This is a genomic window from Streptomyces sp. XD-27, from assembly GCF_030553055.1.
GTDB lineage: Bacteria > Actinomycetota > Actinomycetes > Streptomycetales > Streptomycetaceae > Streptomyces.
In genome coordinates this window covers 4,456,431-4,481,821 of record NZ_CP130713.1, presented here as the reverse complement: position 1 = coordinate 4,481,821, position 25,391 = coordinate 4,456,431, and the positions used below count along the sequence as shown (strand labels likewise).

Sequence of the window (25,391 nt, the reverse complement as noted above, 5' to 3'; positions counted from 1 at the left end):
ATCCGCGCAGCACCCGCGCCGCCGCGCCCGGCGTGACTCCTTCAACGCGGCGAGCGGGCGCGTCGAACGCGACGAGCGGGCGCGACGAGCCGGCGCGGCGGTCACATGGACGGCGCCGGCGTCACCGTCTTCTGGCAGCCGGGCTGCCGCGCCATCGCCTCACCGAGGTCACCGACCTGAAGCTTCTTCAGCGCGTCGGCACCCGACTTGTTGACCACCTCCACGTTGGCGCTGATGTCCTGGAGTCCCTTGGCGAACTTGCCCTTGTCGGAGGTGTCGAGCTTCTGGACCGCGGTCCGCTGCTCCGTGAACCCCTTTGCGGCGGCGTCGAGCTTGGCGATCGTGTCCTTCTGGAGCTTCTCGCTGTCGTCGACCGGCGGCGCGCCGGCGTCCTTGATCGCCTTGGAGAGACCGCTGTACCCCTGCGAGATCTGGCCGAAGGCCGTCAGCGCAACCTTCTGGTACTTCTTCTGGTCCGGCTCGTGCTTGGCCTTGTCGAGCGAGACGTTGGCGTCCACGATCTTCTTCAGCTGCGGCTGCATGTCGTCACAGGCCTGCTTGGCCCAGGCATCGGCCTTCTTCTTGCTTTCGTCCTCGTCATCGCTGCAGCCGGTCAGCGCCAGTACGAGTGCCGCACCGCCGGACAGTGCCATCGCGAGCTTCTTGTTCACCGGATTGGTCCCTTCCATGGCTCTCGGCCCCGGAACATACACGCCCAAAGGACGAAGGCCGCCGGGCGAGCGTCCCGTACGGCGGCTAATGAAGCCATTTGCACCAAGCCCGATGTGTCCGGGAACTCGTCATGCGGACGGGCGGACAGTGCGTCAATCCGCACTGCCCGCCCGTCCGTTGAAGGGCCGGTGGGCCGTCTCGGCTACGACACCACCGCCGGGTCGGCCTGCTTCGCGATCCGCTCGGCGTTGCCTTCGTCACCCACGGCGATTCCGCGCCGCTTGGAGATGTAGACCGCGCTCACGATGATCACGACGGCCAGGACGGCGATGCCGGCCCGCAGCCCGGGGCTGGCGTCGTCGCCGTAGGAGAACTTCACCACGGCCGGCGCGATCAGGAGCGCCACCAGGTTCATCACCTTCAGCAACGGGTTGATCGCCGGACCGGCGGTGTCCTTGAACGGGTCGCCGACCGTGTCGCCGATGACCGTCGCGGCGTGGGCCTCACTGCCCTTGCCGCCATGGTGCCCGTCCTCCACCAGCTTCTTCGCGTTGTCCCAGGCACCGCCGGAGTTCGCGAGGAAGACCGCCATCAGCGTCCCGGTGCCGATCGCGCCCGCCAGGAACGAGCCGAGGGCGCCGACGCCGAGCGCGAAGCCGACCGTGATCGGCGCCATGACCGCGAGCAGTCCGGGCGTGGCCAGCTCGCGCAGCGCGTCCTTGGTACAGATGTCGACGACCCGCCCGTACTCCGGCTTCTCGGTGTAGTCCATGATCCCGGGCTTCTCGCGGAACTGCCGCCGGACCTCGTAGACCACCGCGCCCGCCGACCGCGACACGGCGTTGATCGCCAGCCCGGAGAAGAGGAAGACGACGGCGGCACCGAGGACGAGCCCGACGAGGTTGTTCGGCTGGGAGATGTCCAGGCTCAGGTTCAGCTCCCCGGCGACCTGGACGCCCACGTCGTCGACCGCCTCGGCGATGGCGTCGCGGTACGAGCCGAAGAGCGCGGCCGCGGCCAGCACCGCCGTGGCGATCGCGATGCCCTTGGTGATGGCCTTGGTGGTGTTGCCGACCGCGTCGAGGTCGGTGAGCACCTGCGCGCCCGCGCCCTGCACGTCACCGGACATCTCGGCGATGCCCTGGGCGTTGTCGGAGACCGGGCCGAAGGTGTCCATGGCGACGATGACTCCGACGGTGGTGAGCAGGCCGGTGCCGGCGAGCGCGACCGCGAACAGCGCGAGCATGATGCTGCTGCCGCCGAGCAGGAAGGCGCCGTAGACGCTCAGACCGATCAGCACCGCCGAGTAGACCGCGGACTCCAGGCCGATGGAGACGCCGGAGAGGATGACGGTGGCGGGGCCGGTCAGCGACGTCTTGCCGATGTCGCGGACGGGCCGCCGGTTGGTCTCGGTGAAGTAGCCCGTGAGCTGCTGGATCAGGGCGGCGAGCACGATGCCGATGGCGACCGCGATCAGCGCCAGCACCCGCGGGTCGCCCCCGTGGGTGAGGATGTCCTGATCCGTGACGCCGTCCAAGTCGGCGTACGAGGACGGGAGATACGCGAAGACCGCACCCGCCACCAGGGCCAGCGAGATGACGGCGGAGATGAAGAAGCCGCGGTTGATGGCGGTCATCCCGCTGCGGTCGGTGCGGCGCGGCGCCACCGCGAAGATGCCGATCATCGCGGTGACGACGCCGATGGCCGGGACGATCAGCGGGAAGGCGAGACCGGCGTCGCCGAAGGCCACCTTGCCGAGGATCAGCGCGGCGACGAGCGTCACGGCGTAGGACTCGAAGAGGTCCGCCGCCATGCCCGCGCAGTCGCCGACGTTGTCGCCCACGTTGTCCGCGATGGTCGCGGCGTTGCGCGGGTCGTCCTCCGGGATGCCCTGCTCGACCTTGCCCACGAGGTCGGCGCCGACGTCGGCCGCCTTGGTGAAGATGCCGCCGCCGACCCGCATGAACATCGCGATGAGCGCGGCGCCGAGGCCGAAGCCCTCCAGCACCTTGGGGCCTCGGCGGCGTACACGAGCACCACGCAGGAGGCGCCCAGCAGGCCCAGCCCCACGGTGAACATGCCGACCACGCCGCCCGTACGGAACGCGATCTTCATGGCCTTGTGCGAAACGGCCGTCAGGTCGCGCTCCGGCTCGCCTTCCGCCGGGGTCGCCGCGCGCGCGGCCGCGGCCACCCGCACATTGCTGCGGACCGCCAGCCACATCCCGATATACCCGGTGGCCGCCGAGAATCCCGCGCCGATCAAAAAGAACGCGGAACGGCCCGCGCGCTGCGACCAGTTGTCGGCCGGCAGCAGCATGAGCAGGAAGAACACGACGACGGCGAAACCGCCGAGCGTACGCAACTGCCGTGCCAGATAGGCATTGGCGCCTTCCTGCACCGCCGCGGCGATCTTCTTCATGTTGTCCGTGCCCTCGCCCGCCGCGAGCACTTGTCGTACGAGCACCATGGCGACGGCGAGCGCCGCCACCGCGACCGCCGCGATCACCAGCACGATCACACGGTTGTCGGCGGTCAGCTCCGCGGCGGCCAGGGTGGGGGGTAGGTCCAGCTGATGAGGGGTGAGAGGCCCCGCCATTCGTCCTCCTTGACGTTTGGCACATGGGCGCGCAGCAGTTCTGCGACCGGCAGAACAGCCGCCACGCTCAGGCGTCCTGAGCTCAAGATGTGGACGGATTGTAGGGAGCCGCACTTGATCAAAACAGGGTGCCGCAAAGGGAATTCGCCTGCACCAGCGAAGATCAATAGGTTTGGGCTCCGCAATTCCCCCGGAGGAGGGAAAGCGCCTATTCGGCTGACGATCACGAAGTGATCCATAAAGCGATCATCGAATGATCTCGGAAAACGAAGAACGGACCTGTTCGGGACGGTGCCGGTGAGCGGCACCGCGACGGGTGCGACACGCCGGACAGGTGCGACACGCCGGACGGGCGCGGCAGCCCGCGCAGGCGAGGACAGGCCACGGGGAAGGCGGCGGCATCGGCCGAATCGGGCCGGTCGCCGGTTCGCAGGCAGGCAGGCGGCGTAGGCGAGGTGGGTGGCGAGCGGCGTCGGCAAGGTGAGTGGCAGGCGTGCCGTGGGCGATGCCTACGGCGGCGAGAGCGCGCTCGCTAAGGCAGGGCGCGGGCTACGACGGCTACGACAGCGCGGGGGCGGGCGTGGTGGGCCAGCTCATGCGGATGACTCCGCCTGCCGCGCTCGTCGACACCTCGACGTCGTCGACCAGCCCGCTGATGACGGCCAGACCCATCTCGTCGTCGCTCTCGGCGGCGGCCTCGTCGGGGCCGCCGGTGGTCGCGCCGTGGCCAGCGGCGGTGGCCGACCCGGCGCCGGTGCTGCGGGGTGCCTCATCGCCGACCTCGATGGAGAACTTCTTCTCCTCCTCGATCAGCGCGACGCGCACCGGGGCGGAGACTCCGCTGCTCCGGTGCAGTCCGACCGCTCGTGTGCACGCCTCGCCGACGGCGAGCCGGACCTCGTCGAGTACGGCCTCGTCCACCCCGGCCCGGCGCGCCACGGCCGCCGCGACCAGGCGCGCGGTCCTGACGTGCTCGGGCAGGGCACTGAAGCGGAGTTCGACGGTGGCCATGCCATCCCCCTCGGATGTACGGGCGTGCGTCTCAGGGGGGCCGGGCAGGAACACCCGGGACCCCCTGCGGTCCTCCCGCGGAGACCGGTCAGTCGGTCGCCGCAACGGCGTCGTCGACCGAGGTGTGAATCGGGAACACCTTGGTCAGACCGGTGATACGGAAGATCTTGAGAATGCGCTCCTGGTTGCAGACCAGGCGCAGGGAGCCCTCATGGGCACGCACTCGCTTGAGCCCACCGACGAGCACGCCGAGCCCGGTGGAGTCGAGGAAGTCGACGCCCTCCATGTCGACGACCAGGTGGTAGCTACCGTCGTTGACAAGCTCGACCAGCTGCTCGCGCAGCTTGGGCGCGGTGTATACATCAATCTCGCCACCGACCTCGACGACCGTGCGGTCGCCAACGGTCCGGGTCGACAGGGACAGGTCCACGGATCCTCCAGCACCTTGCATCGAGCGGTCGCCCCCCATGGATCGGCAGCCGCGATGGCATTCAATCACTTACCAGCAGGCGTGCACGACGCCTTGAGCCCATTGTCCGTCAGACCAGTGACACACTCGGTGTCGATGGCCCACAACCAACTCCCGCGGCATGCGGGCATACGCCGCTCACCCCGGACCGTACTCGGGCGGCTCGCCGGTGGGGCGGACCGGGCTACACGCATCACTCATACGGAGCACTTGCCCCCGCGCGCGGGCAGCCATGCCCAGTGGCCCGACGGGATCCGGCCGGAAGTGATCGACGCGATCCGCCACGCCGGAATCGAGCGCCCATGGGTGCACCAGGCGCGTACGGCCGGTCACGCACTGCGCGGCGAATCCGTGGTGGTCGCCACCGGCACCGCGTCAGGCAAGTCCCTCGCCTATCTGGCGCCGGTCCTCAGTGCCCTGCTGGACGGGTCGGAGGCCCCGAACGGGCGGGGCGCCACCGCGCTGTACCTCTCCCCCACCAAGGCCCTGGCCGCCGACCAGCGGCGCGCCGTGGCCGAGCTGGCCGCCCCGCTCGGCACGGCGGTGCGCGCGGCCGTCTACGACGGCGACACGCCGGTCGAAGAGCGCGAGTGGATCCGCGGCTACGCGAACTACGTGCTGACCAACCCGGACATGCTGCATCTGGGCATCCTCCCGGGCCACGCCCGCTGGTCCTCCTTCCTGCGCAGTCTGCGCTATGTCGTGATCGACGAGTGCCACACCTACCGGGGCGTCTTCGGTTCGCATGTCGCGCAGGTGCTGCGCAGGCTGCGCCGCGTCTGCGCTCGGTACGGCTCCTCTCCCGTCTTCCTCCTCGCCTCCGCCACCGCCGCCGAGCCCGCCCACGCCGCGACCCGGCTGACCGGCCTGCCGGTCGTGGAGGTCACCGAGGACGCCTCGCCGCGCGGCGAGCTGGTCTTCGCCCTCTGGGAGCCGCCACTGACGGATCTCCACGGCGAACGGGGCGCGCCGGTCCGCCGCACCGCCACCGCCGAGTCGGCGGACCTGCTGACCGACCTCGCCATACAGGGCGTCCGTACGGTCGTCTTCGTCCGCTCCCGACGCGGCGCGGAGCTCATCGCCCTGATCGCCCAGGAGCACCTGGCCGCGGTGGACCGATCCCTCCCCTCCCGTGTGGCGGCGTACCGGGGCGGCTATCTGCCGGAGGAGCGGCGTGCCCTGGAGCGCGCCCTGCACTCGGGCGAGCTGCTCGGGCTGGCCGCCACCACCGCGCTGGAGCTGGGCATGGACATCGCCGGTCTCGACGCCGTCGTCATCACCGGCTACCCGGGCACCCGCGCCTCGTTGTGGCAGCAGGCCGGGCGGGCGGGCCGCACGGGCGAGGGGGCGCTCGCGATCCTCGTCGCCAGGGACGATCCGCTGGACACCTATCTCGTCCACCATCCGGACGCCCTCTTCCGCCAGCCGGTGGAATCCACCGTGCTCGACCCGGACAACCCGTACGTCCTCGCGCCCCACCTGTGCGCGGCCGCCGCCGAGCTGCCGCTGACCGAACCGGAACTCGCCGAGCTGTTCGGCCCGGCCGCCGCCGAGCTGATGCCCCAGCTGGAGCAGCGCAGGCTGCTCCGCCGACGTGCCACCGCCTGGCACTGGACCCGCCGCGAGCGCGCCGCCGACCTCACCGACATCCGTGGCGCGGGCGGCCGCCCCGTGCAGGTCGTCGAGGAGGCGACGGGCCGGCTTCTCGGCACCGTGGACGCCTCCGCCGCGCACACCACCGTCCACGACGGCGCCGTCCATCTGCACCAGGGCCGCACGTACCTGGTCAAGCGGCTCGACCTCGACGATTCGGTGGCCCTGGTGACGGCGGCCGATCCCCCGTATTCGACGACGGCCCGGGACACCACCGCGATCTCCATCCTGGAGACCGGCACCGAGGTGCCATGGGGCGAGGCGCGGCTGTGCTTCGGCTCCGTCGAGGTCACCAACCAGGTCGTGTCCTTCCTCCGCCGAAAGCTGATCAGCGGTGAGGTGCTGGGCGAGTCCAAGCTCGACCTGCCGCCCCGGACGCTGCGCACTCGCGCCGTGTGGTGGACGGTCACCGAGGACCAGCTCGACCGGGCCCGGGTCACCCCTGAGGCCCTGGGCGGTGCGCTGCACGCCGCGGAGCACGCTTCCATCGGCATGCTGCCGCTCTTCGCCACCTGCGACCGGTGGGACATCGGCGGTGTGTCGGTGCCGCTGCACCCCGACACCCTGCTGCCCACCGTCTTCGTCTACGACGGCCACCCGGGCGGCGCGGGCTTCGCCGAGCGCGCCTTCCACACCGCCGAGCGCTGGCTCACCGCCACCCGCGAGGCCATCGCTTCCTGCGAGTGCGAGTCCGGGTGCCCGTCGTGCATCCAGTCCCCCAAGTGCGGCAATGGCAACGACCCTCTCGACAAGCGGGCCGCCATCCGCCTCCTGTCGACCCTCCTCGCCGGAGCGCCCGCCCCGGTCTCGGAGTAACTGCCAGGACGCCCTTGGCGTGTCCGACGGCCCCGTGGGCGTGCCCGACGATCCCGTTGGCGTGTCCGCCGGTGCCGTTGGCGTGTCCGACGGTCCCGCTCTGGAGCGCACTCGCGGCGTGAAGGGGCCGGCACGGGCCTGCGCCGTCACGTCGGCGATCTCGCCGCGCACCCCGCACCGCACCACGCGTACCCCTTGGGCCGAGGCCACTCGCCTGGCGTGGCCGCAGGCCACCGCGGGGCCCTCCAGCGCGTGGTCCGCCGCGGCGAGCGCCGCCAAGTCAGCCGCGGCGCCCGCCCGGTGGCGGGCGATCATCACCTGGCCCATCGTGAACACCGCCGCGAAGAGCACGCATAGGGCGGTCGCCGCCACCGCCGCCCACACCGTCGCCGAGCCGCGGTCCTCCCGGAGGCTCACCTGCCCGCCTCCCCGAGGGTGTCCTCGGCGAGCGCGACCGCCTCGCCATGCAGCCGGACCCCCAGCAGCCCTGGGCCGACGGCGTTCGCCTCCACCCGGACCCGCACCAGTCCGCCCTCGCGCCGCAGCACGATGCTCGCCCCTTCCGGGGCTGCCGACCGGGCGGCGGCCACTGCCGCCGCCGTCGTCTCCGACCGCGCCGCCGCCCGGGCCCCGGCCCGTGCCGCGTCCACGCATCGCATCTGCGCGGACGCGGCCATCAGGCCCCAGATCAGCGCAGCGGCGAAGAGCACCAGCACGGGAGCGGCGACGGCCGCCTCCGCGGTGACCGACCCTTCGTCGGCGGCCGGGGCGTCCGCACGGCGCACCTCAGAACGGCGCATCGAGCGCCCTCTCGATCACCGAGCTCAGCGCGGCGCTGACCGCGCCGCTCGTCACCACCTTGTAGAGCACCGCGGCGAAAGCGCACGCCGCTACCGTTCCCATCGCGTACTCAGCGGTCGACATCCCCGCCTCGGCCCGCGCTCGCAGGCTCGCCCCTACGGCGTCCCTCCGCCGGGCCCACCATCGCTTGACCATCAGATCCCCCCTTGTGTCGTCATGTCTTCGTTCATGCCGCGGCCACATGTCTTCGTTGCCGCATGTCTTAGTTGCCGCGATTGCCGTACGGCGCTGCCGTCGCTCGCCCTCCTTCGCCGCCGCCCGTATGCGTTCGTCCTCTCGGTCCGTTCGCGTCACCCATCCGGTCCTTCGCGTCACCACGCGTCGGTGGCCGCCAGCCCGCTGCCGAGGCCGACCACCATCGGCACCACCCCCAGGAGCAGGAAGGCGGGCAGGAAGCACAGGCCCAGTGGGGCGGTCGACAGCACCTGGGCCTGCCCGGCCCGCGCGGCGGCGGCCCGCTCCTGTGCGGCACGGCAGTCGGCCGCGAGCCGGGAGACCTCGTCCACCGCGGGAGCACCGGTGGTCCCCGCGCGCTCCAGTTGCTTCGCGAGCCGGTCCCCTCCGGCCAGGGCCCCCACGCGCCCCCAGGCCTCAGCGGGGGCTCCCCCGAGCCGCAGTTCGGTGGCCGCCCGACTCAGCTGTCGGCCGACCTCGCCGTTCAGCGACTTCCCCACGGCCTCGGCGGCCTCTCTCGGGCTCGCCCCGGCAGCCAGGCATGCGGCCAGCAGATCGGCTGCCAGTGGCAGTTCCGGCGCCACGGGCTGCTCCGTCCTCGGCTTCGCCTCCGTACGGGTCCGTCGCCACCGTTGCCACCTCCTGGCCCCGTACGCCGCGGCAAGGCCTGCCGCGCACCCGCGGATCCCTGCGAGGAGGACGATCATGGTGAGCATGGCAGCGGCGGGCGGCAGCCAGCTGCGCAGTGCGGCAAGCCGGTCGTGAAGGCGCCATCGGCCGTGCGGAGCCGTCGGCCGGCCGCTGTCCCGGCCCAGGATCGCCGCCACCCGGCGCCGCGCCACGTGCCGCTGCCGGCCCCGATGGGTCACCGCCGCCAGCCAGGCCACCGCCGTCGCGACGGCCGACGCCGCCCCCAGCCTGTGGACAACCTCGCCGCTCACCCCTCCCCCTTCGTCTCATCGGGCGCCGCTCCCCGTACCACCCGCGCGGTCCAGGCGAGGCCCGCCCACTGGAGCAGTCCGCCCAGCACCAGGCACCCAAGGCCGACCGGTGTGTGCAGCAGGACCCGCAGCGGATCGGCTCCGAGCACGGTGCCGAGCAGGAGCACGAACACCGGCAGCACGGAGAGCACCACTCCGGCCGCACGCTGCGCGGCCAACTGGGCGCGCAGCCGCTCCCGCTGATCGCGCTCGGCGCGCAGCGCCGCTCCGACCCGGTCGAGTCCGGCCGCCAGTCCGGCGCCGCCGTCGACCGCCACCTGCCAGCACGCCGCGACGCCGGTCAGCCCCTCGCAGCCGGGTGTGCGGGCCGCCAGGCGCAGCGCCTGCGGCACGTCGTCCCCGAAGCGGGCTGCGGCGGACACCAGCGGCCAGCGCTCTCCCAGGCCGCGCGCGGGGGCTGCCAGCAGTGCCTCGCCCGGATGCCGCCCGGCACGCAACTCGCCCGCTACGACGCCGCACAGCTCGATCACGACCTCGGCTCGCCGCTCCCGCTCCAGGCGAAGAGCCCGCGCGCGCAGCCGGCGCCCGACCAGGGGCACGGCGGCGGCCGCGGCGACCAGCGGGATCGCCGAGGAGCTGACCGCGGCCAAGAGGCAGCCGAGCGGCAGACACAGCAGCTCACGGCCCAGCCGCCGGCCGTACCTCAGCCGCCAGCGGCCCCAGAGCGCCGCCGCGGTATCTGCCGTACGCCACGGGGGCCGGGCGGATCCGGGGACGGCCGCGCCGGCGCCGGCGAGCAGCAGTCTGGTCCTGCGCAGTTCCTGGTCCTGTCCGGTGAGCAGCCAGACGGCCGCGGCTGCCGCGCACAGCAGCACGGCGTACAGCGGCAGTGCGCCCGGCGCCGTTCCAAGGCCCGTCATGCCGTTCCTCCGCCCCGTACGCACAGGCGCTGGAGCCGCTGCCACCCGGACGCCCTCTCGAAGCCGTCAGGGCCCCAGACGGCGGCCGGGACCGTCGTCACGAAGCCCGCCCGATCGCGGTCCAGTACGTGCAGCTCTGCGATCCGGCGCCGCCCGCCCCGGTCCCGTACGAGGTGGATCACCACGGACAGCGCGGCCGCGAGCTGGCTGTGCAGAGCGGCCCGGTCGAGTCCGGCCGTGCAGCCGAGCGCCTCCAGGCGGGCCGGCACGTCGGCCGCCGCATTGGCGTGCACAGTGCCGCAGCCGCCTTCGTGGCCGGTGTTGAGCGCGGCGAGCAGATCGGTGACCTCGGCCCCGCGGACCTCTCCGACGACGAGCCGGTCCGGACGCATCCGCAGCGCCTGCCGGACGAGGTCCCGCAGTGTCACCATGCCTTGGCCCTCCTGGTTGGCGGGGCGTGTCTCCAGTCGGACGACATGGGGATGGTCCGGCCTCAGCTCGGCCGAATCCTCGGCGAGGACGATCCGTTCGTCCTCGCCCACGAGCCCGAGCAGGGTGCTCAGGAGGGTCGTCTTGCCCGAACCGGTCCCGCCGCTGATGAGGTACGACAGGCGGGCCTCGAGTACGTCGGTGAGCAGCCGCTCGCCGCCGGGCGGCACGGTCCCGGCCGCGACGAGTTCGTCGAGGGTGAAGGCGCGTGGCCGTACGACGCGCAGCGACAGACACGTCGAGCCGACGGCGACGGGTGGCAGCACCGCGTGCAGCCGCGTCCCGTCGGGTAGCCGGGCGTCCACCCATGGCCGGGCGTCGTCCAGCCGCCGTCCGGCCACCGCGGCGAGCCGCTGGGCGAGCCTGCGGACGGCCGCCGCGTCGGCGAAGCGGATCTCTGTCCGCTCCAGCCCGCGGCCGCGGTCCACCCACACCTGGTCAGGCGCGGTGACCAGGACGTCGGTGACGTCCGGCGCGGCGAGGAGCGGCTCCAGCGCTCCGGTGCCGACCAGTTCTGATCGCAAAGCCGTGACAACGCCGAGGACTTCCGTGTCGCCGAGGAGCCGTCCCTCCTCGCGTAAGGCCGCCGCCACACGGGCGGGCGTCGGCTCGGCGCCGCTCGCGGCCAGCCGCAGTCGCACCGCGTCCAGCAGGGCGGGCGTTGCGGGGCCGGAGGAACTCATGGGGCTCATGCCACGACACCTCCCTCGCTGGGCAGGGCTCGGGCCCAGAATTCGGTGCAGAAGCGGGCCAGCGGGCCTCGGGGGCTGCCGCCCGGGGGACTGCCGTCGTCCAGGTCGGCCACGAGCCCGGGCTCCTGGGGCAGTTCTCCGGCCAAGGGCAGCCGGAGGAGGCGCGCCACCTCCTCGTCGTCCAGCCCCGGGCTGAAGGGGCCGCGCACCACCGCCCTCAGGTCCCGCAGCACCATGCCCACGGTCGACGCCACCCGGTGTGCGGCCGCGACGGCGCGCACCTCGGCGGGAACGACGAGAAGTCCGAGATCCACCTGCGCGAGCGCTTCGGCGACCGACTCGTCGACCCGCCGCGGCAGGTCCACCACCACGACACCGCCCCGGCGCCGGGCCGCCGCCAGGACCGATCGCATGGCGTCCGGCGCGATGATCACCGAGTCCCCGCGGTCCCAGCTGAGGAGCCGCAGCGAGTGCAGTTCGGGCAGCGCTTCCTCCAGCGCGCTCCCGGCCACGCGGCCACGCGACTCCGCGAACGCCGGCCATCGCAGCCCCTGTGCGCGCTCACCGCCGAGGAGCACGTCGAGGCCGCCGCCGAGCGGATCACCGTCGATGAGCATCGTGCGCCGACCGGTCCTGGCGGCGGTCACCGCCAGGGCGCAGGCGAGCGTGCTGGCACCCGCCCCGCCGCGGCCGCCGATGACGCCGATGGTGACCGCCTGGGGGCCGGCGCCCTCGGCCACGTCGGCGATCCGGTCCACCAACCAGGTCTCGGCATCGGGCAGGAAGAGCACATGGTCCGCGCCGACCTCCACGCCCCGCTGCCAGATGCCGTGGTCGTCGAGGTCCCTGCCGATGAGCAGTACCCCTGTTCTGCGGGCGCGCCCGCGCAGGCGGCGCGCGGAATCGTCGCCGACGAGGATCAGCGGCGCGCCCTCCCAGCTGCCTCTGCGCGTGGGCGCGCCGTGGGCGACCTCGGCTTCGGCGCCGGCGGCCGCGCACAGCCGCAACAGGTCGTCGAGAAGTTCCTCGTCCTCCGTGACGATCAGCGGCCTGGGCTGGTGCCCCTCGGCGGCCGACAGCCGTTCGGGCGTCATGGATCCCGGCACGGTCCCTCCCCATCTCGTGACGCGCTTTCACGTCTGCGAACATCGCGCGCCGACATTGATGGGAATCACGATGCGGTGATCCGGGAAATCTTGCTGATCTTGGTTCAAAACTGTGGACAACTCATCAGTTGTGAATATCCCAATCACCTATACCGGTGACTTCCGGAGAGCGCTCTGGCGATTACCCACAGTTACGTCGCACGATCTTGTCTGTGCGGGCCCGCCGGGGCCGCATGGAGGGAGTGAGAGCGCGTGAGAACCGCGAAAACGCGTCCGGACATGCGACGACCCCCGCCGGGGGGAGAGCGGGGGTCGTCCCCACGGCCGACTCGGGGGGGAGGAGTCGGACCGGGTTAGCACGGTCGCGAACGATCCGTGACTTCCATGGTGTACCCGAGAGCCTTCTCAGGCAAACCCACGCGCCCCAGCTTACGCCGAATGGTGGGCCCCTATGCTCAGCATCGTGGAAAACCACTCCTTGCCTCGCGCAGCCGCGTTCTTTGACCTGGACAAGACGGTCATTGCGAAGTCGAGCACTCTCACCTTCGGCAAGTCCTTCTACCAAGGCGGACTGATCAACCGCAGGGCCGCGCTGCGGACCGCGTACATCCAGTTCGTCTTCCTCGCGGGGGGCGCCGACCACGACCAGATGGAACGGATGCGGGAGTACCTCTCGGCGCTCTGCCGCGGCTGGAACGTCCAGCAGGTCCGCGAGATCGTCGCCGAGACCCTGCACGACCTCATCGACCCGATCATCTATGACGAGGCGGCCTCGCTCATCGAGGAGCACCACGCCGCCGGCCGTGACGTCGTGATCGTCAGCACCTCGGGCGCCGAGGTCGTGGAGCCGATCGGCGAGCTGCTCGGCGCGGATCGCGTGGTCGCCACCCGCATGGTCGTCGAGGACGGCGTCTTCACCGGCGAGGTGGAGTACTACGCGTACGGCCCGACGAAGGCGGAAGCCATCGCCGAGCTGGCCGAGTCGGAGGGGTACGACCTGGATCGCTGCTACGCCTACAGCGACTCCGCCACCGATCTGCCCATGCTGGAGGCGGTCGGCCACCCGCACGCGGTGAATCCCGACCGCGCGCTGCGCCGCGAGGCCGCCGCTCGGGGCTGGCCCATCCTCTCGTTCAGTCGGCCGGTCCGGCTCAAGCAGCGCCTGCCGTCTCTGTCGATGCCGCCGCGCCCCGTGCTGGTCGCCGGCGCCGCGGTGGCGGCCGCCGCCGCGGCCGCGGGGCTCGTCTGGTACGCCCACCGACGACGCACGCCGTATGCCCGGATTTAGTGCCAAATACAGCTATCCACGGTGAACACTTCCGATTCACCCATGACTGAGGTAGAAAGGAGTTGACGGCCCGCGAGACCAGGGGAATCCGGGAGGATCCCTCGAACGCACCAAGGCCCCACGGACCGAGTGTGAAAGCCGAGCACCCACGCGACGTCGACCCGTCGATTACGGGCCAGCCGCACCAGGTGACGGGCTGAGTTCCCGACCTGATGGGCAACTTTCGAGGACGCTTGGTAACCCGGCGGACATGCCAGCGGCGGTACCGAGATGGTGGGTACCGCCGCAACCTGTTGTCAGGCGGCGCCGCGCTGAAGGGCCTCACAGACGGCCGTGCTCTCCCGGACGCCGAGTTCGACCGCCCGCCCGCAGTGCACGATCCACGCGGCGACGCCATCGGGGGTCCCCGAGACATAGCCGTCGAGCGCGGCCAGATAGGCATCGCGGCCCAGCTCCGCGTGACCGACCTCCGCCGGGCAGATCGACTTGGGGTCCAGGCCGCTGTCGACCAGCACGACGCGCTCCGCGGCCCGGGCGACCAGCCCGTTGCAGGAGCCGAACGGCCGCAGCGCGAGCAGCTCGCCATGAACCACGGCCGCCTTGACCAGCGCCGGCGCGGACGTACCGGCCAGCAGCAGCCGCGCCAGACCGTCCAGACGTCCCGCCACCTCGTCCGCGCCCGGCAGCGGCAGCGCGATCAACGGCTCGTCGACCGATTCGCCCGCCAACCGCGGTCGCCCGACGGCGTCGTTCGGTTCGGCGCCGCCCGCCGCCACCAGGTGCAGTCGCGCCAGCACCCGCAGTGGCGACTGCCGCCACACGCTCAGCAGCTGCCCGGCCTCGGCGGTCAGACGCAGCGCGGCCCCCACCGTCCGCGGCTCGCCCTCCGCCCCGAAATCGGTACGGCGGCGCACCTCTTCGAGCACCCAGTCAGCCCCCGCCAGGGCCGCCGAACCGCGCGCGCCGCGCAGCGCGGCCTCGGAGGTCACCTCGTTGCTGCGGCGGCGCATGACCCGGTGACCGTAGACCCGGTCCACCGCCATACGCACGGCGTCCACGGCATCGGCCACGCCGGGCAGAGTGCCAAGGGCGGCGAGCGGATCAGCTGTCGCACTACTCATGGGTATGACACTACGCACCCAGGCGGCCCCACCCTCCTTTGGAGTGGTGTTCTTCACGCGTCCCCGTCCCGCGGCGCCCCCTTCCTACTAGTCTTCCTGAACATGAAGATCGCTTTCGTAGGCAAGGGCGGCAGCGGCAAGACGACGCTGTCCTCTCTGTTCATCCGCCACCTCGCCGCCACCCGCGCCCCGGTCATCGCCGTCGACGCGGACATCAACCAGCACCTCGGCGCGGCCCTCGGACTCGACGAGGCGGAAGCCGCCGCTCTCCCTGCGATGGGCGCCCATCTTCCACTGATCAAGGACTACCTGCGGGGCTCGAACCCCCGTATCGCCTCCGCCGAGACGATGATCAAGACCACCCCGCCGGGCGCCGGGTCGCGGCTGCTGCGGATCGCCGAGGACAACCCGGTGTACGAGGCGTGCGCGCGGACCGTGCGCCTGGACGACGGAGAGGTCCGGCTGATGGCCACGGGCCCCTTCACCGAATCCGACCTGGGCGTCGCCTGCTACCACTCCAAGGTCGGAGCGGTCGAGCTCTGCCTCAACCATCTGGTGGACGGCCGCGGCGAGTTCATGGTCGTCGACATGACGGCGGGCAGCGACTCGTTCGCGTCCGGCATGTTCACCCGGTTCGACATGACCTTCCTGGTCGCCGAGCCCACCCGCAAGGGCATCGCCGTGTACCGCCAGTACAAGGCGTACGCACGGGACTTCGGCGTCGCGTTGCGCGTCGTCGGCAACAAGGTGCAGGGCCCAGACGACCTCGACTTCCTGCGCGAAGAGGTGGGCGAGGACCTCCTGGTCACGGTGGGCCACTCCGACTGGGTACGCGCCATGGAAAAGGGCCGCCCACTCCCCTTCGACCGGCTGGAGGAGACCAACCGGCGCGCTCTGCGGACCCTGAACGAGACGGTGGACGCGTCGTACGCGCAGCGGGACTGGCAGCGGTACAGCCGCCAGATGGTGCACTTCCACCTGAAGAACGCGGCGAGTTGGGGCAACGAGCGGACGGGCGTCGACCTGGCCGCCCAGGTCGACCCCGCCTTCGTCCTCGACGAACGAGCCTTGGCCACCCCTCAGCCGGCCTGACCGGAACCGATCACCACAAAGGCGCCCGGCCGGCTGATCAGCATGGCCGGGCGCCCTGCCATGTGCCGCCCCTCCGCGCCGCCCCTCCGTCTCCTGCGTGCGCACCGGCCCTCTCCCTGCACCTTCAGAGGATTCACTCGTTCGATGGAACAAGTGGACCGATTGATCAAAAAGCTTCCCGCCGGCTTTACTCGGCATTACTCTTCATTTACCAGCGCTTGAGAGTTACCGAACCATCACCCACCGTGACACACGGCCGAGCCCAGTCCGAAGTGACCAGGTCAGCGGCCGCGCAGCCCCGGAGGAGACGGGTATGTTCCAGCTCTTGACCCGGATCGACAGGCCCACCTGGCGCCGGGATCTCTCCGCCTCGATCGTCCTCTTTCTGATCTCCATTCCACTGTCGCTCGGCATCGCCCTGGCCACCGGCGCCCCAGCGCAGGCCGGACTGGTGGCGGCAGCAGTGGGCGGGATCGTCGCCGGCCTGCTCGGCGGCGCTCCCTTGCAGGTGAGCGGGGCGGCCACCGGCCTTGTCGTGGTGACCGCCGAACTGATCCAGCGGTACGGCTGGCGCACGACATGCGCGATCACCGTGCTGGCCGGCGTGACGCAACTCGCGCTCGGGGCACTGAGAGTGGCGCGCGCGGCGCTGGCGATCAGCCCGGCCATCGTCCACGGGCTGCTCGCGGGCATCGGCGTCGTCATCGCCATCGGCCAGTTGCACGTGCTGCTGGGTGAGCAACCCGGCAGCTCGGCGGTCAGCAACCTCGCCGCGCTGCCAGGCGAGTTGCAGCACCCGCATATGAGTGCGCTCCTGATCGGCGCGGTCACCGTCGGGGTGCTCGCCGTCTGGCCGCGGCTCCCAGGCGACGCGGGGCGACGGGCTCGCGCGGTCCCGGCGCCTCTGGCCGCCGTGGCCGCCGCCACCGCCGCCGGCACAGGGATGTCCGTACCGCGCGTGGACCTGCCGTCCTGGCGGCTGCACGCGGTCCCCGGACTGCCGGACGAGCCGGTTCTCGGGCTGATCGCGGCCGTGCTCACGGTGACCCTCGTCGCGAGCATGGAGTCCCTGCTGTCCGCCGTCGCCATCGACCGGTTGCAGGCGGGTCGGCCGGACATGCGTCGCGCTCCGGCCGCCCGCCTGGACCGCGAGCTCGCCGGCCAGGGTGCCGCCAACATCGTCTCCGGGCTGCTGGGCGGCCTGGCCGTGGCAGGCGGGGCGATCCGCGGCTCGGCGAACGTCAGGGCCGGGGCCCGAAGCCGCCGTTCCACCGTTCTGCACGGAATCTGGGTGGTGTTGTGCGCCGGACTCCTGGCAGGGGTGCTGGAGCTGATCCCGCTCGCCGCGCTTGCCGCGCTGGTGATGGTCGTCGGGGTGAAGATGGTGAGCTTCGCCCATATCAAGCATGTGCAGCGGCACCGCGAGTTCCCGGTGTACGCGGCCACGCTTGGCGCCGTCGTCCTGCTCGGAGTGCTGACGGCAGTGGCCATTGGCATCGCTGTCGCCGTCCTCACGGCGCTTCGCCATCTCACGCACACCCGCATCACCGTGACCGAGGAGGCGGGCGGCCACCGGGTGCGGGTCGACGGTCAGTTGACCTTCCTGGCCGTGCCGCGGCTGACCAGGGCCCTGGCGCAGGTGCCGCCGGGCACGAACGTCGTGGTGGAGCTGGGCGGATCCTTCATGGACCATGCCGCGTACGACGCATTGCAGTCGTGGTCGAACTCCCATCGCGCGCACAAGGGGTGGGTCACCGTCAGCGGGCGCGCCGGCCGTCCGATCGCGGAGCCCGCCAGCGCCCATGCGTGCCGCCCCTGGACGCCCTGGCGCAACCACCACTGCACCCGCCCCGCCGCGTCCGCCCCGCCGGGGGGCAGCCAACTGCTGGGCGGAGTGAGCGCGTTCCAGCGCAACACCGCCCCGTTGGTGCGGGACGAGCTGGCGCGGCTGGCCCGTGAGGGCCAGCAGCCCACCCAGCTCTTCCTCACCTGCGCAGACTCGCGACTGGTCACGAGCATGATCACTTCCAGCGGGCCGGGTGACCTGTTCACGGTGCGGAACGTCGGGAACCTTATGCCGCCACCCGGCAGCGATGCCGCCTGCGACTCGGTGGCCGCGGCGATCGAGTACGCGGTGGAGGTGCTGGAGGTGGGCAGCATCACCGTGTGCGGCCACTCCGGGTGCGGTGCGATGCAGGCGCTGCTCGGCTCGCCCGGCGAGCCCGGCGCGCAGACGCCGCTCGCCCGCTGGCTGCGGCACGGGCGGCCGAGTCTCACCCGCATGGAGCACTGCCGACGTCAGGGACTGGACGAGATCGCGCTGGCCGACCGGCCGGTCGCCGACGACGCCGAGCGGCTGGCGCTCGTCAACGTGGTGCAGCAGCTCGACCACCTGCTGGCCCACCCGTGCGTGGCCCGCCGGGTGGCCGCGGGTTCGCTCGCACTGCACGGCATGTACTTCCACGTGGGGGAGGCGCAGGCTTATGTCCTGGACCGGGCGTCGGGCACGTTCACAGCGGTGCGGCCGGAGGTGCCGGACGCGCTGGGCGCGGCACACCCCTGAGGGGGCGGTACGCCCGGATGGGTGGCGGCGGGCGGGATGATGTCGGCGAAGGAGAGGAGCGACCACAAGAGGTCTAAACCAATTTTTACCGAGAACTCTTGTCAGGGCCCACCACCGGCTGATGAGCTATGACCCGGGACACAACGGGCACCCTGGGAAAGGGAGATGTCGTGAGCAACGAGAGCCTGGCCAACCTCTTGAAAGAGGAGCGCCGCTTCGCACCGCCTGCCGATCTGGCCGGGCACGCCAACGTCACCGCGGAGGCGTACGAGCGGGCGAAGGCCGACCGGCTGGGCTTCTGGGCCACGCAGGCACGCCGCCTGACCTGGACAGAAGAGCCGACCGAGACGCTGGACTGGTCGAATCCGCCGTTCGCCAAGTGGTTCGCCGACGGCAAGCTGAACGTCGCGTACAACTGCGTCGACCGCCATGTGGAGAACGGCCTCGGCGACCGTGTCGCCCTGCACTTCGAGGGCGAGCCCGGCGACACCCGCTCGATCACCTACGCCGAGTTGCAGCGCGAGGTCTCCCGCGCCGCCAACGCGCTCACCGAGCTGGGCGTCCACAGCGGCGACCGGGTCGCCATCTACATGCCGATGATCCCGGAGACGATCGTCGCCATGCTGGCCTGCGCCCGCATCGGAGCCCCGCACTCGGTCGTCTTCGGCGGCTTCTCGGCCGACGCCCTCGCCACCCGCATCCAGGACGCGGACGCGCGCGTGGTCATCACCGCGGACGGCGGATACCGCCGCGGCAAGCCGTCGGCGCTCAAGCCCGCCGTCGACGAGGCGCTGACCAGGCCCGGCACCGAGAACGTACGCAGCGTCCTGGTCGTCCGCCGCACCGGCCAGGACACCGCGTGGACCGAGGGCCGCGACGTCTGGTGGCACGACCTGGTGGACCGCCAGCCGGACCGGCACACCCCCGAGGCGTTCGACGCCGAGCACCCGCTGTTCATCCTCTACACCTCGGGCACGACCGGTAAGCCGAAGGGCATCCTGCACACCACGGGCGGCTACCTCACCCAGGTGTCGTACACCCACCACGCGGTCTTCGACCTCAAGCCCGAGTCCGACGTCTTCTGGTGCACCGCCGACGTCGGCTGGGTCACCGGCCACTCGTACATCGTCTACGGCCCGCTGAGCAACGGCGCGACCGAGGTGCTGTACGAGGGCACGCCGGACACCCCGCACCAGGGCCGCTGGTGGGAGATCGTCCAGAAGTACGGCGTCACGATCCTCTACACCGCTCCCACCGCGATCCGCGCCTGTATGAAGTGGGGCGACGACATCCCGGCCAAGTTCGACCTCGGCAGCCTGCGCATCCTCGGTTCGGTCGGCGAGCCCATCAACCCCGAGGCATGGATCTGGTACCGCAAGCACATCGGCGGGGACACCACGCCCGTGGTCGACACCTGGTGGCAGACCGAGACCGGCGGCATCATGATCAGCCCGCTGCCGGGGGTGACCGCGACCAAGCCGGGTTCGGCGCAGACCCCGCTCCCGGGTATCTCGGCCACCGTCGTGGACGACGACGCCAACGAGGTGCCCGACGGCTCCGGCGGCTACCTCGTCCTCACCGAGCCGTGGCCGTCGATGCTCCGCACGATCTGGGGCGACGACCAGCGCTATCTGGACACCTACTGGTCGCGCTTCACCGGCCGCTACTTCGCGGGCGACGGCGCCAAGAAGGACGACGACGGCGACATCTGGCTGCTGGGCCGGGTCGACGACGTCATGCTGGTCTCCGGACACAACATCTCCACCACCGAGGTCGAGTCCGCGCTGGTCTCGCACCCGAAGGTGGCCGAGGCGGCGGTCGTCGGCGCGACCGACCCGCAGACCACCCAGGCCATCTGCGCCTTCGTCATCCTGCGCGGCAGTGCGACGGAGACGGCGGCACCCAATGCGTCGGAGAACGGCCTGGTCGAGGAGTTGCGCGCCCACGTCGCCAAGCAGCTCGGTCCGATCGCCAAGCCCAAGCGGATCATGCCGGTGGCCGAGCTGCCCAAGACCCGCTCCGGCAAGATCATGCGACGGCTGCTGCGCGACGTCGCCGAGAACCGCGCGCTGGGCGATGTCACCACGCTCACCGACTCCTCCGTCATGGAGCTGATCCAGAGCAAGCTCCCCAGCACCCCCAGCGAGGACTGACCAGGCCACACGACCGGAGAAATACCAGGTCAGAGCAGCAATCGGAGGAAGGGCGTCCGCTGACACAGGGGCGCCCTTCACCCATTCCGGCTAAAGTAAGTGCCTGACGCGTAAAAATCGCGACAAGAATCAGAGGCGCGCCGGGAAGTCTGGTCGGCACACAGCACACGTGTATCCGCCCGTCCGACTTCAGGAGGTCCGCCGCCTTGGCCGCGCCCAACGACCGCAAGTTCCTCGGACGCCAGTCCCTCCCGGAGCGCAGGTTCGTCACCGACGCGCTCCGTACGGAGACGGTCGGCGGCGTGCTGCTGCTTCTCGCGGCCATCGCCGCTCTGGTCTTCGCCAATTCCCCGCTCCACGACGTCTACGACGACGTCAAGGACTTCTCCTTCGGCCCCGAGTCGCTTCACCTGCGGCTGTCCGTCGCCGAATGGGCCAAGGACGGACTGCTCACCGTCTTCTTCTTCGTCGCCGGCATCGAACTCAAGCGCGAGCTGATCGCGGGCGAACTGCGTGACCCCAAGGCGGCGGCGCTCCCGGTCATCGCCGCGATCTGCGGCATGGCCGCCCCCGCGCTCGTCTACCTCGCCGTCAACACCACCGGTGGCGGCAGTCTGGAGGGCTGGGCGGTCCCGACGGCGACGGACATCGCGTTCGCCCTCGCCGTGCTCGCCGTCATCGGCACGGCGCTCCCCGCCGCGCTCCGGGCCTTCCTGCTCACCCTCGCCGTCGTCGACGACCTGTTCGCCATCCTCATCATCGCGATCTTCTTCACCCAGGAGATCGATTTCGCCGCGCTCGGCCTGTCCGTGGCCGGCCTGGCCGTCTTCTGGCTGCTGCACCACAAGGGCGTACGCGGCTGGTACATCTACGTTCCGCTCGGCGTCGTCATCTGGGCGCTGATGCACGCCAGCGGGGTACATGCCACGGTCGCCGGCGTCGCCATGGGTCTGATGCTGCGCTGCACCGTGCGGGACGGCGAGGAGCGCTCCCCCGCCGAGCACATCGAGCACCAGGTGCGACCGCTCTCGGCCGGCCTCGCCGTGCCGCTGTTCGCGCTGTTCGCCGCCGGGGTCTCCATCTCCGGGGACGCCGTGGCGGACGTCTTCACCCGGCCCGAGACGCTCGGCGTCGTCCTCGGCCTGGTGGCGGGCAAGACCATAGGCGTCTTCGGCGGCTCCTGGCTGGCGGCCCGGTTCACCAAGGCGTCCCTCAACGAGGACCTGGCCTGGGCGGATGTGTTCGCCGTGGCCTCGCTCGCGGGCATCGGATTCACCGTCTCGCTGCTCATCGGCGAACTGGCCTTCCCCGAGGACCCCGCACTCGCCGCCGAGGTGAAGGCCGCGGTGCTGATCGGTTCGCTGCTCGCCGCGGTGCTCGCGGGCGTCCTCCTCAAGCTGCGGAACAACAGGTACCAGAGGCTGTGCGCCGAGGAGGACCGGGACGAGGACCTGGACGGTATCCCCGACATCTACGAGCAGGGAAACCCGGAGTACCACCTGAGGATGGCCCTCATCCACGAAGCGAAGGCGGCCGAACACCGTCGCCTCGCCGAAGTGGCCGCCGCCGGGGACACCGGTGATGACGGTCCGGCATGATCTGAGAGGCTTGACGTCCACGCGAAGCAGAGGGAGATGGCGATGAGCGCAGCCGAAGACGGCGGGAACCGCAGCCTCGGCCAGCTGGTGGCTTCGGCGACCAGCGAGTTGTCCGCGCTGGTACACGACGAGATCGCGCTGGCCAAGGCCGAGCTCCGGCAGGACGTCAAGCGCGCCGCGATCGGCAGCGGAGCGATCATCGTGGCCGGGGTGCTGATCCTGTTCTCGCTGCCGGTGCTCAGCTTCGCCCTGGCTTACGGCTTCCACGCGTGGACCGATCTCGGGCTCGTCTGGTGCTTCCTCATCGTCGGCGGCATCTACTGGCTGCTCGCGATCGCCCTCGGGCTCTCCGCCGTCTCCAAGTTCAAGAAGGTCAAGCCCCCGCAGAAGTCGATCGCATCGGCCAAGCAGACGGCGGCTGTACTGTCGAACGTCAAACCGCATCCGCGCGCCGGCGTCGAGACCGGCGTCGCGGTCGCCGATGTGACACGCTCATCTGCATGACGGCACCCGATACCGCCGGCGCGGTCGTACGCCTCGACGGCCCCTGGACCCACCGGGATGTCGCGGCGAACGGCGCGCGCTTCCACATCGCCGAGGCGGGCGACGGCCCTCTGGTGCTGCTGCTGCACGGGTTCCCGCAGTTCTGGTGGACGTGGCGGCACCAGCTGACGGCCCTGGCCGATGCCGGTTTCCGGGCGGTGGCGATGGATCTGCGCGGGGTCGGCGGCAGCGACCGTACACCCCGCGGCTACGACCCCGCCAACCTCGCGCTCGACATCACCGGCGTGATCCGCTCGCTCGGCGAGCCTGACGCCGCACTGGTCGGCCATGACCTGGGCGGATACCTGGCGTGGACCGCCGCGGTGATGCGCCCCAAGCTGGTCCGGCGGCTCGCCGTCGCCTCGTCGCCGCACCCGCGGCGCTGGCGCTCGGCCATGGTGGCGGACGTCAGGCAGTCCGCGGCGAGCAGCCACGTCTGGGGCTTCCAGCGCCCGTGGATCCCCGAGCGCCAACTGGTCGCGGACGACGCGGCGCTGGTGGGGCGGCTCATCCGGGACTGGTCGGGGCCGGTGCCCCCGGACGACGACGCGGTGGACGCCTACCGGCGAGCGATGCTGATCCCCTCGACGGCACACTGCGCGATCGAGCCGTACCGGTGGATGGTGCGGTCGCTCGCCCGACCGGATGGTTTCCAGTTCAACCGGCGGATGAAGCTGCCGGTCCGGGTGCCGACCCTGCATGTGCATGGTTCACTCGACCCGGTGATGCGGACGCGCAGCGCCGCGGGCTCCGGGGAGTACGTGGAGGCGCCGTACCGCTGGCGGCTCTTCGACGGGCTCGGGCACTTCCCGCACGAAGAGGACCCCGTCGCGTTCTCGACAGAGCTGATCAACTGGTTGAAGGACCCCGAACCCGATCGCTAGCCGCGGGCCGGGGGCGTCGGCGACGGCCGACGCGGGATCGGCAGCCTGTCGCCGTACCCGTGGGTAATTGCCTGGCGCATAGGCCAACTGACGCACGTGTCCGCGATTACGGACGCCGGGACCCGGGCACAGTCCGGTGTATGGGCTGGACGCACGACTACCGTGACGCACCACGCGACCGCGGCTCCGACGCCAACGCCACCGCCAACACCACGAGGGGGCACCTCCTGGGGGCACCTCCCGGCCGGGGTCCGGGGGAGGTGGCGGGAGGAATGTCCGAGCGGCGCGGTTCGGCGCTTCGACAGGAACTCGACCATGATCCGCAGATCGGCATTCCGCGGATCATTCGCCGCCGGGCTCGCTGGGTCTCGGCGCGCCTGCGCCATCCGCGCAGCCGCTGACACGAACCTTCCGGCCGGTCACGGCGCGGACGTTTCAGCAGGTCACGGCGGACCAGCCGGTCACGGCACGGGGCCCTCAGCAGGTCGCGGCGCGGACTCTCAGCCGGTTCACAGCGTGCACCCCTGACTGTCGACCCTGCTCTCGGCCGTACGGCCCTGCTCGATATCCTCGCGCACCTCGTCCACGGTGAGCGCGTACCCGGTGTTCGCGTCGTCCAGGGACTTGGCGAAGACCACGCCGTACACCCGCCCCTCAGGGGTGAGCAGCGGGCCACCGGAGTTGCCCGGGCGAACCTTCGCGTACAGCGAGTAGACATCGCGGCGGACCGTGCCGCGGTGGTAGATGTCGGGGCCGTCGGCGTCGATCCGGCCGCGCACCCGGGCCGATCGGACATCGAATCCACCGTTCTCCGGGAAGCCCGCGACGATGGCGTCGTTCCCGCTGTGCGCGTCGCCCTCGGTGAACCGGAGCGCGGGCGCACGCAGCCTCGGCACGTCGAGGACGGCGATGTCGCGCTTCCAGTCGTAGAGCACGACATCCGCGTCGTAGAGCTTGCCCTCCCCGCCGATCTGCACGGTCGGCTCGTCGACACCGCCGACGACGTGGGCGTTGGTCATCACCCGGTTCGGGGCGAAGACGAAGCCGGTGCCTTCGAGGACCTTGCCGCAGCCGGAGGCCGTGCCGACGACCTTCACGATGCTCCGCTTGGCCACGTCGGCGACCGGGCTCCGCGCAAGCTCGGGGTCCGGTGCCGGGACGGCCCTGATGGGTTCGTTGGCGAAGGGTGAGAAGACCTGCGGGAAGCCGTTCTGCGCGAGCACGGAGGAGAAGTCGCTGAACCAGGTGTTGGCCTGCTCGGGGACCACCCGGGAGACCCCGAGCAGCACCTTGGAGTTACGGACCTCCCGGCCGAGCGTCGGCAGGGACGTCCCGGCCAGCGCGGACCCGATCAGCCACGCGACCAGCAGCATCGCTATGACGTTCACCAGCGCGCCGCCGGTCGCGTCCAGGGCGCGGGCAGGGGACCAGGTGATGTGCCGACGCAGTTTGCCGCCGAGGTGAGTGGTGGCGGCCTGCCCGACCGAGGCGCAGACGATCACCAGGACGACCGCCGTGATCGCGCCGAACGTACCCGGGGCGGACCCCTCCTCGCTGGCCGAGTCCCAGATCACGGGCAGCAGATAGACGGCGACGAGGCCGCCGCCGAGGAAGCCGGTCACCGACAGCACGCCGACCACGAAGCCCTGGCGGTAGCCGACGACGGCGAACCACACGGCGGCCAGGAGCAGCAGGATGTCCAGCACGTTCACCGAAACTTGCCTCGCAATGGTCGCCGGGCGGAACT

At 71.3% G+C, this 25,391-nt stretch carries 20 protein-coding genes and 2 pseudogenes; 9 read left to right on the top strand and 13 right to left on the bottom strand.

Annotated features, from left to right (window positions below; all coding sequences use genetic code 11):
• Nucleotides 1-101 precede the first annotated feature (101 nt).
• The 4 genes and pseudogenes from Q3Y56_RS19270 to bldG form a co-directional block, all read right to left on the bottom strand.
• The gene (locus tag Q3Y56_RS19270) at nucleotides 102-671 is read right to left on the bottom strand and encodes a small secreted protein (protein WP_304463133.1); all 570 of its coding nucleotides are present in this window, start codon (nucleotides 669-671) and stop codon (nucleotides 102-104) included.
• Between the two features lie 203 nt (nucleotides 672-874).
• Nucleotides 875-3,270: pseudogene (locus Q3Y56_RS19265) on the bottom strand (sodium-translocating pyrophosphatase).
• Nucleotides 3,271-3,828: 558 nt separating this feature from the next.
• Nucleotides 3,829-4,281: an ATP-binding protein gene (locus Q3Y56_RS19260; protein ID WP_304463132.1), complete on the bottom strand. Its 453-nt coding sequence runs from the start codon at nucleotides 4,279-4,281 to the stop codon at nucleotides 3,829-3,831.
• Between the two features lie 88 nt (nucleotides 4,282-4,369).
• On the bottom strand, nucleotides 4,370-4,711 hold the full coding sequence (gene bldG / locus Q3Y56_RS19255; protein ID WP_055472740.1) for an anti-sigma factor antagonist BldG: 342 nt from the start codon (nucleotides 4,709-4,711) through the stop codon (nucleotides 4,370-4,372).
• Nucleotides 4,712-4,765: 54 nt separating this feature from the next.
• On the opposite strand from bldG, the gene Q3Y56_RS19250 reads away from it, so the two are divergent.
• A complete protein-coding gene (locus tag Q3Y56_RS19250) occupies nucleotides 4,766-7,219 on the top strand; it encodes a DEAD/DEAH box helicase (protein ID WP_304463131.1) in 2,454 nt (817 codons plus the stop codon).
• 102 nt (nucleotides 7,220-7,321) lie between these two features.
• Here the strand turns inward: Q3Y56_RS19250 and Q3Y56_RS19245 are convergent.
• From Q3Y56_RS19245 to ssd, 7 genes and pseudogenes are all read right to left on the bottom strand, one after another.
• A pseudogene (locus tag Q3Y56_RS19245) lies at nucleotides 7,322-7,636 on the bottom strand (Rv3654c family TadE-like protein); the annotation flags it as partial.
• Nucleotides 7,633-8,019 (bottom strand): TadE family type IV pilus minor pilin, encoded by a 387-nt coding sequence (locus Q3Y56_RS19240; protein ID WP_304463130.1) that lies wholly within the window; start codon nucleotides 8,017-8,019, stop codon nucleotides 7,633-7,635. The pseudogene Q3Y56_RS19245 and the gene Q3Y56_RS19240, both read right to left, overlap by 4 nt.
• Nucleotides 8,006-8,215: a DUF4244 domain-containing protein gene (locus tag Q3Y56_RS19235; protein WP_304463129.1), complete on the bottom strand. Its 210-nt coding sequence runs from the start codon at nucleotides 8,213-8,215 to the stop codon at nucleotides 8,006-8,008. The genes Q3Y56_RS19240 and Q3Y56_RS19235 overlap by 14 nt, the downstream gene beginning before the upstream one ends.
• A 176-nt stretch (nucleotides 8,216-8,391) precedes the next feature.
• Nucleotides 8,392-9,195, bottom strand: a complete 804-nt coding sequence (locus Q3Y56_RS19230) for a type II secretion system F family protein (protein ID WP_304463128.1) — start codon at nucleotides 9,193-9,195, stop codon at nucleotides 8,392-8,394.
• On the bottom strand, nucleotides 9,192-10,115 hold the full coding sequence (locus Q3Y56_RS19225; protein WP_304463127.1) for a type II secretion system F family protein: 924 nt from the start codon (nucleotides 10,113-10,115) through the stop codon (nucleotides 9,192-9,194). The genes Q3Y56_RS19230 and Q3Y56_RS19225 overlap by 4 nt, the downstream gene beginning before the upstream one ends.
• Nucleotides 10,112-11,296: a TadA family conjugal transfer-associated ATPase gene (locus Q3Y56_RS19220; RefSeq protein ID WP_304463126.1), complete on the bottom strand. Its 1,185-nt coding sequence runs from the start codon at nucleotides 11,294-11,296 to the stop codon at nucleotides 10,112-10,114. The genes Q3Y56_RS19225 and Q3Y56_RS19220 overlap by 4 nt, the downstream gene beginning before the upstream one ends.
• Nucleotides 11,293-12,402 (bottom strand): septum site-determining protein Ssd, encoded by a 1,110-nt coding sequence (gene ssd / locus Q3Y56_RS19215; RefSeq protein ID WP_304463125.1) that lies wholly within the window; start codon nucleotides 12,400-12,402, stop codon nucleotides 11,293-11,295. Before ssd ends, Q3Y56_RS19220 begins: the two co-directional genes overlap by 4 nt.
• A gap of 451 nt (nucleotides 12,403-12,853) precedes the next feature.
• Here ssd and Q3Y56_RS19210 point away from each other — a divergent pair, with 451 nt between their 5' ends.
• Nucleotides 12,854-13,690 (top strand): HAD family phosphatase, encoded by an 837-nt coding sequence (locus tag Q3Y56_RS19210; protein ID WP_304463124.1) that lies wholly within the window; start codon nucleotides 12,854-12,856, stop codon nucleotides 13,688-13,690.
• Between the two features lie 296 nt (nucleotides 13,691-13,986).
• Here the strand turns inward: Q3Y56_RS19210 and Q3Y56_RS19205 are convergent, their stop codons facing one another.
• On the bottom strand, nucleotides 13,987-14,811 hold the full coding sequence (locus tag Q3Y56_RS19205) for an oxidoreductase (RefSeq protein WP_304463123.1): 825 nt from the start codon (nucleotides 14,809-14,811) through the stop codon (nucleotides 13,987-13,989).
• Between the two features lie 102 nt (nucleotides 14,812-14,913).
• Here Q3Y56_RS19205 and Q3Y56_RS19200 point away from each other — a divergent pair, with 102 nt between their 5' ends.
• From Q3Y56_RS19200 to Q3Y56_RS19170, 7 genes are all read left to right on the top strand, one after another.
• Nucleotides 14,914-15,903: an ATP-binding protein gene (locus Q3Y56_RS19200; RefSeq protein ID WP_304463122.1), complete on the top strand. Its 990-nt coding sequence runs from the start codon at nucleotides 14,914-14,916 to the stop codon at nucleotides 15,901-15,903.
• A 313-nt stretch (nucleotides 15,904-16,216) separates the two neighbouring features.
• On the top strand, nucleotides 16,217-18,466 hold the full coding sequence (locus tag Q3Y56_RS19195) for a bifunctional SulP family inorganic anion transporter/carbonic anhydrase (RefSeq protein WP_304463121.1): 2,250 nt from the start codon (nucleotides 16,217-16,219) through the stop codon (nucleotides 18,464-18,466).
• Between the two features lie 170 nt (nucleotides 18,467-18,636).
• Nucleotides 18,637-20,619, top strand: coding sequence for an acetate--CoA ligase (gene acs / locus Q3Y56_RS19190; RefSeq protein ID WP_304463120.1), 1,983 nt, complete (start codon nucleotides 18,637-18,639; stop codon nucleotides 20,617-20,619).
• 206 nt (nucleotides 20,620-20,825) lie between these two features.
• Nucleotides 20,826-22,217, top strand: coding sequence for a Na+/H+ antiporter NhaA (gene nhaA, locus Q3Y56_RS19185; protein WP_304463119.1), 1,392 nt, complete (start codon nucleotides 20,826-20,828; stop codon nucleotides 22,215-22,217).
• 42 nt (nucleotides 22,218-22,259) lie between these two features.
• Complete coding sequence (locus Q3Y56_RS19180) at nucleotides 22,260-22,721, top strand: phage holin family protein (RefSeq protein ID WP_304465684.1); 462 nt, start codon at nucleotides 22,260-22,262, stop codon at nucleotides 22,719-22,721.
• Nucleotides 22,718-23,644, top strand: coding sequence for an alpha/beta fold hydrolase (locus tag Q3Y56_RS19175; protein WP_304463118.1), 927 nt, complete (start codon nucleotides 22,718-22,720; stop codon nucleotides 23,642-23,644). The genes Q3Y56_RS19180 and Q3Y56_RS19175 overlap by 4 nt, the downstream gene beginning before the upstream one ends.
• A 140-nt stretch (nucleotides 23,645-23,784) precedes the next feature.
• Complete coding sequence (locus Q3Y56_RS19170) at nucleotides 23,785-24,045, top strand: hypothetical protein (protein WP_304463117.1); 261 nt, start codon at nucleotides 23,785-23,787, stop codon at nucleotides 24,043-24,045.
• A 108-nt stretch (nucleotides 24,046-24,153) separates the two neighbouring features.
• Here Q3Y56_RS19170 and Q3Y56_RS19165 read toward each other — a convergent pair whose 3' ends face one another.
• Nucleotides 24,154-25,356, bottom strand: coding sequence for a MarP family serine protease (locus Q3Y56_RS19165; protein ID WP_304463116.1), 1,203 nt, complete (start codon nucleotides 25,354-25,356; stop codon nucleotides 24,154-24,156).
• Between the last annotated feature and the right edge of the window lie 35 nt (nucleotides 25,357-25,391).

Excerpts from the sequence above, each read along its gene's own strand:
- Q3Y56_RS19210 (WP_304463124.1), top strand. The coding sequence starts at position 12,854 with ATGCTCAGCATCGTGGAAAACCACTCCTTGCCTCGCGCAGCCGCGTTC.
- Q3Y56_RS19195 (WP_304463121.1), top strand. The coding sequence starts at position 16,217 with ATGTTCCAGCTCTTGACCCGGATCGACAGGCCCACCTGGCGCCGGGAT.
- Q3Y56_RS19260 (WP_304463132.1), bottom strand. The coding sequence starts at position 4,281 with ATGGCCACCGTCGAACTCCGCTTCAGTGCCCTGCCCGAGCACGTCAGG.
- Q3Y56_RS19240 (WP_304463130.1), bottom strand. The coding sequence starts at position 8,019 with ATGCGCCGTTCTGAGGTGCGCCGTGCGGACGCCCCGGCCGCCGACGAA.
- Q3Y56_RS19250 (WP_304463131.1), top strand. The coding sequence starts at position 4,766 with ATGGCATTCAATCACTTACCAGCAGGCGTGCACGACGCCTTGAGCCCA.
- Q3Y56_RS19175 (WP_304463118.1), top strand. The coding sequence starts at position 22,718 with ATGACGGCACCCGATACCGCCGGCGCGGTCGTACGCCTCGACGGCCCC.
- Q3Y56_RS19180 (WP_304465684.1), top strand. The coding sequence starts at position 22,260 with ATGAGCGCAGCCGAAGACGGCGGGAACCGCAGCCTCGGCCAGCTGGTG.
- Q3Y56_RS19200 (WP_304463122.1), top strand. The coding sequence starts at position 14,914 with ATGAAGATCGCTTTCGTAGGCAAGGGCGGCAGCGGCAAGACGACGCTG.
- Q3Y56_RS19225 (WP_304463127.1), bottom strand. The coding sequence starts at position 10,115 with ATGACGGGCCTTGGAACGGCGCCGGGCGCACTGCCGCTGTACGCCGTG.
- Q3Y56_RS19220 (WP_304463126.1), bottom strand. The coding sequence starts at position 11,296 with ATGAGCCCCATGAGTTCCTCCGGCCCCGCAACGCCCGCCCTGCTGGAC.
- Q3Y56_RS19235 (WP_304463129.1), bottom strand. The coding sequence starts at position 8,215 with ATGGTCAAGCGATGGTGGGCCCGGCGGAGGGACGCCGTAGGGGCGAGC.
- Q3Y56_RS19205 (WP_304463123.1), bottom strand. The coding sequence starts at position 14,811 with ATGAGTAGTGCGACAGCTGATCCGCTCGCCGCCCTTGGCACTCTGCCC.
- Q3Y56_RS19170 (WP_304463117.1), top strand. The coding sequence starts at position 23,785 with ATGGGCTGGACGCACGACTACCGTGACGCACCACGCGACCGCGGCTCC.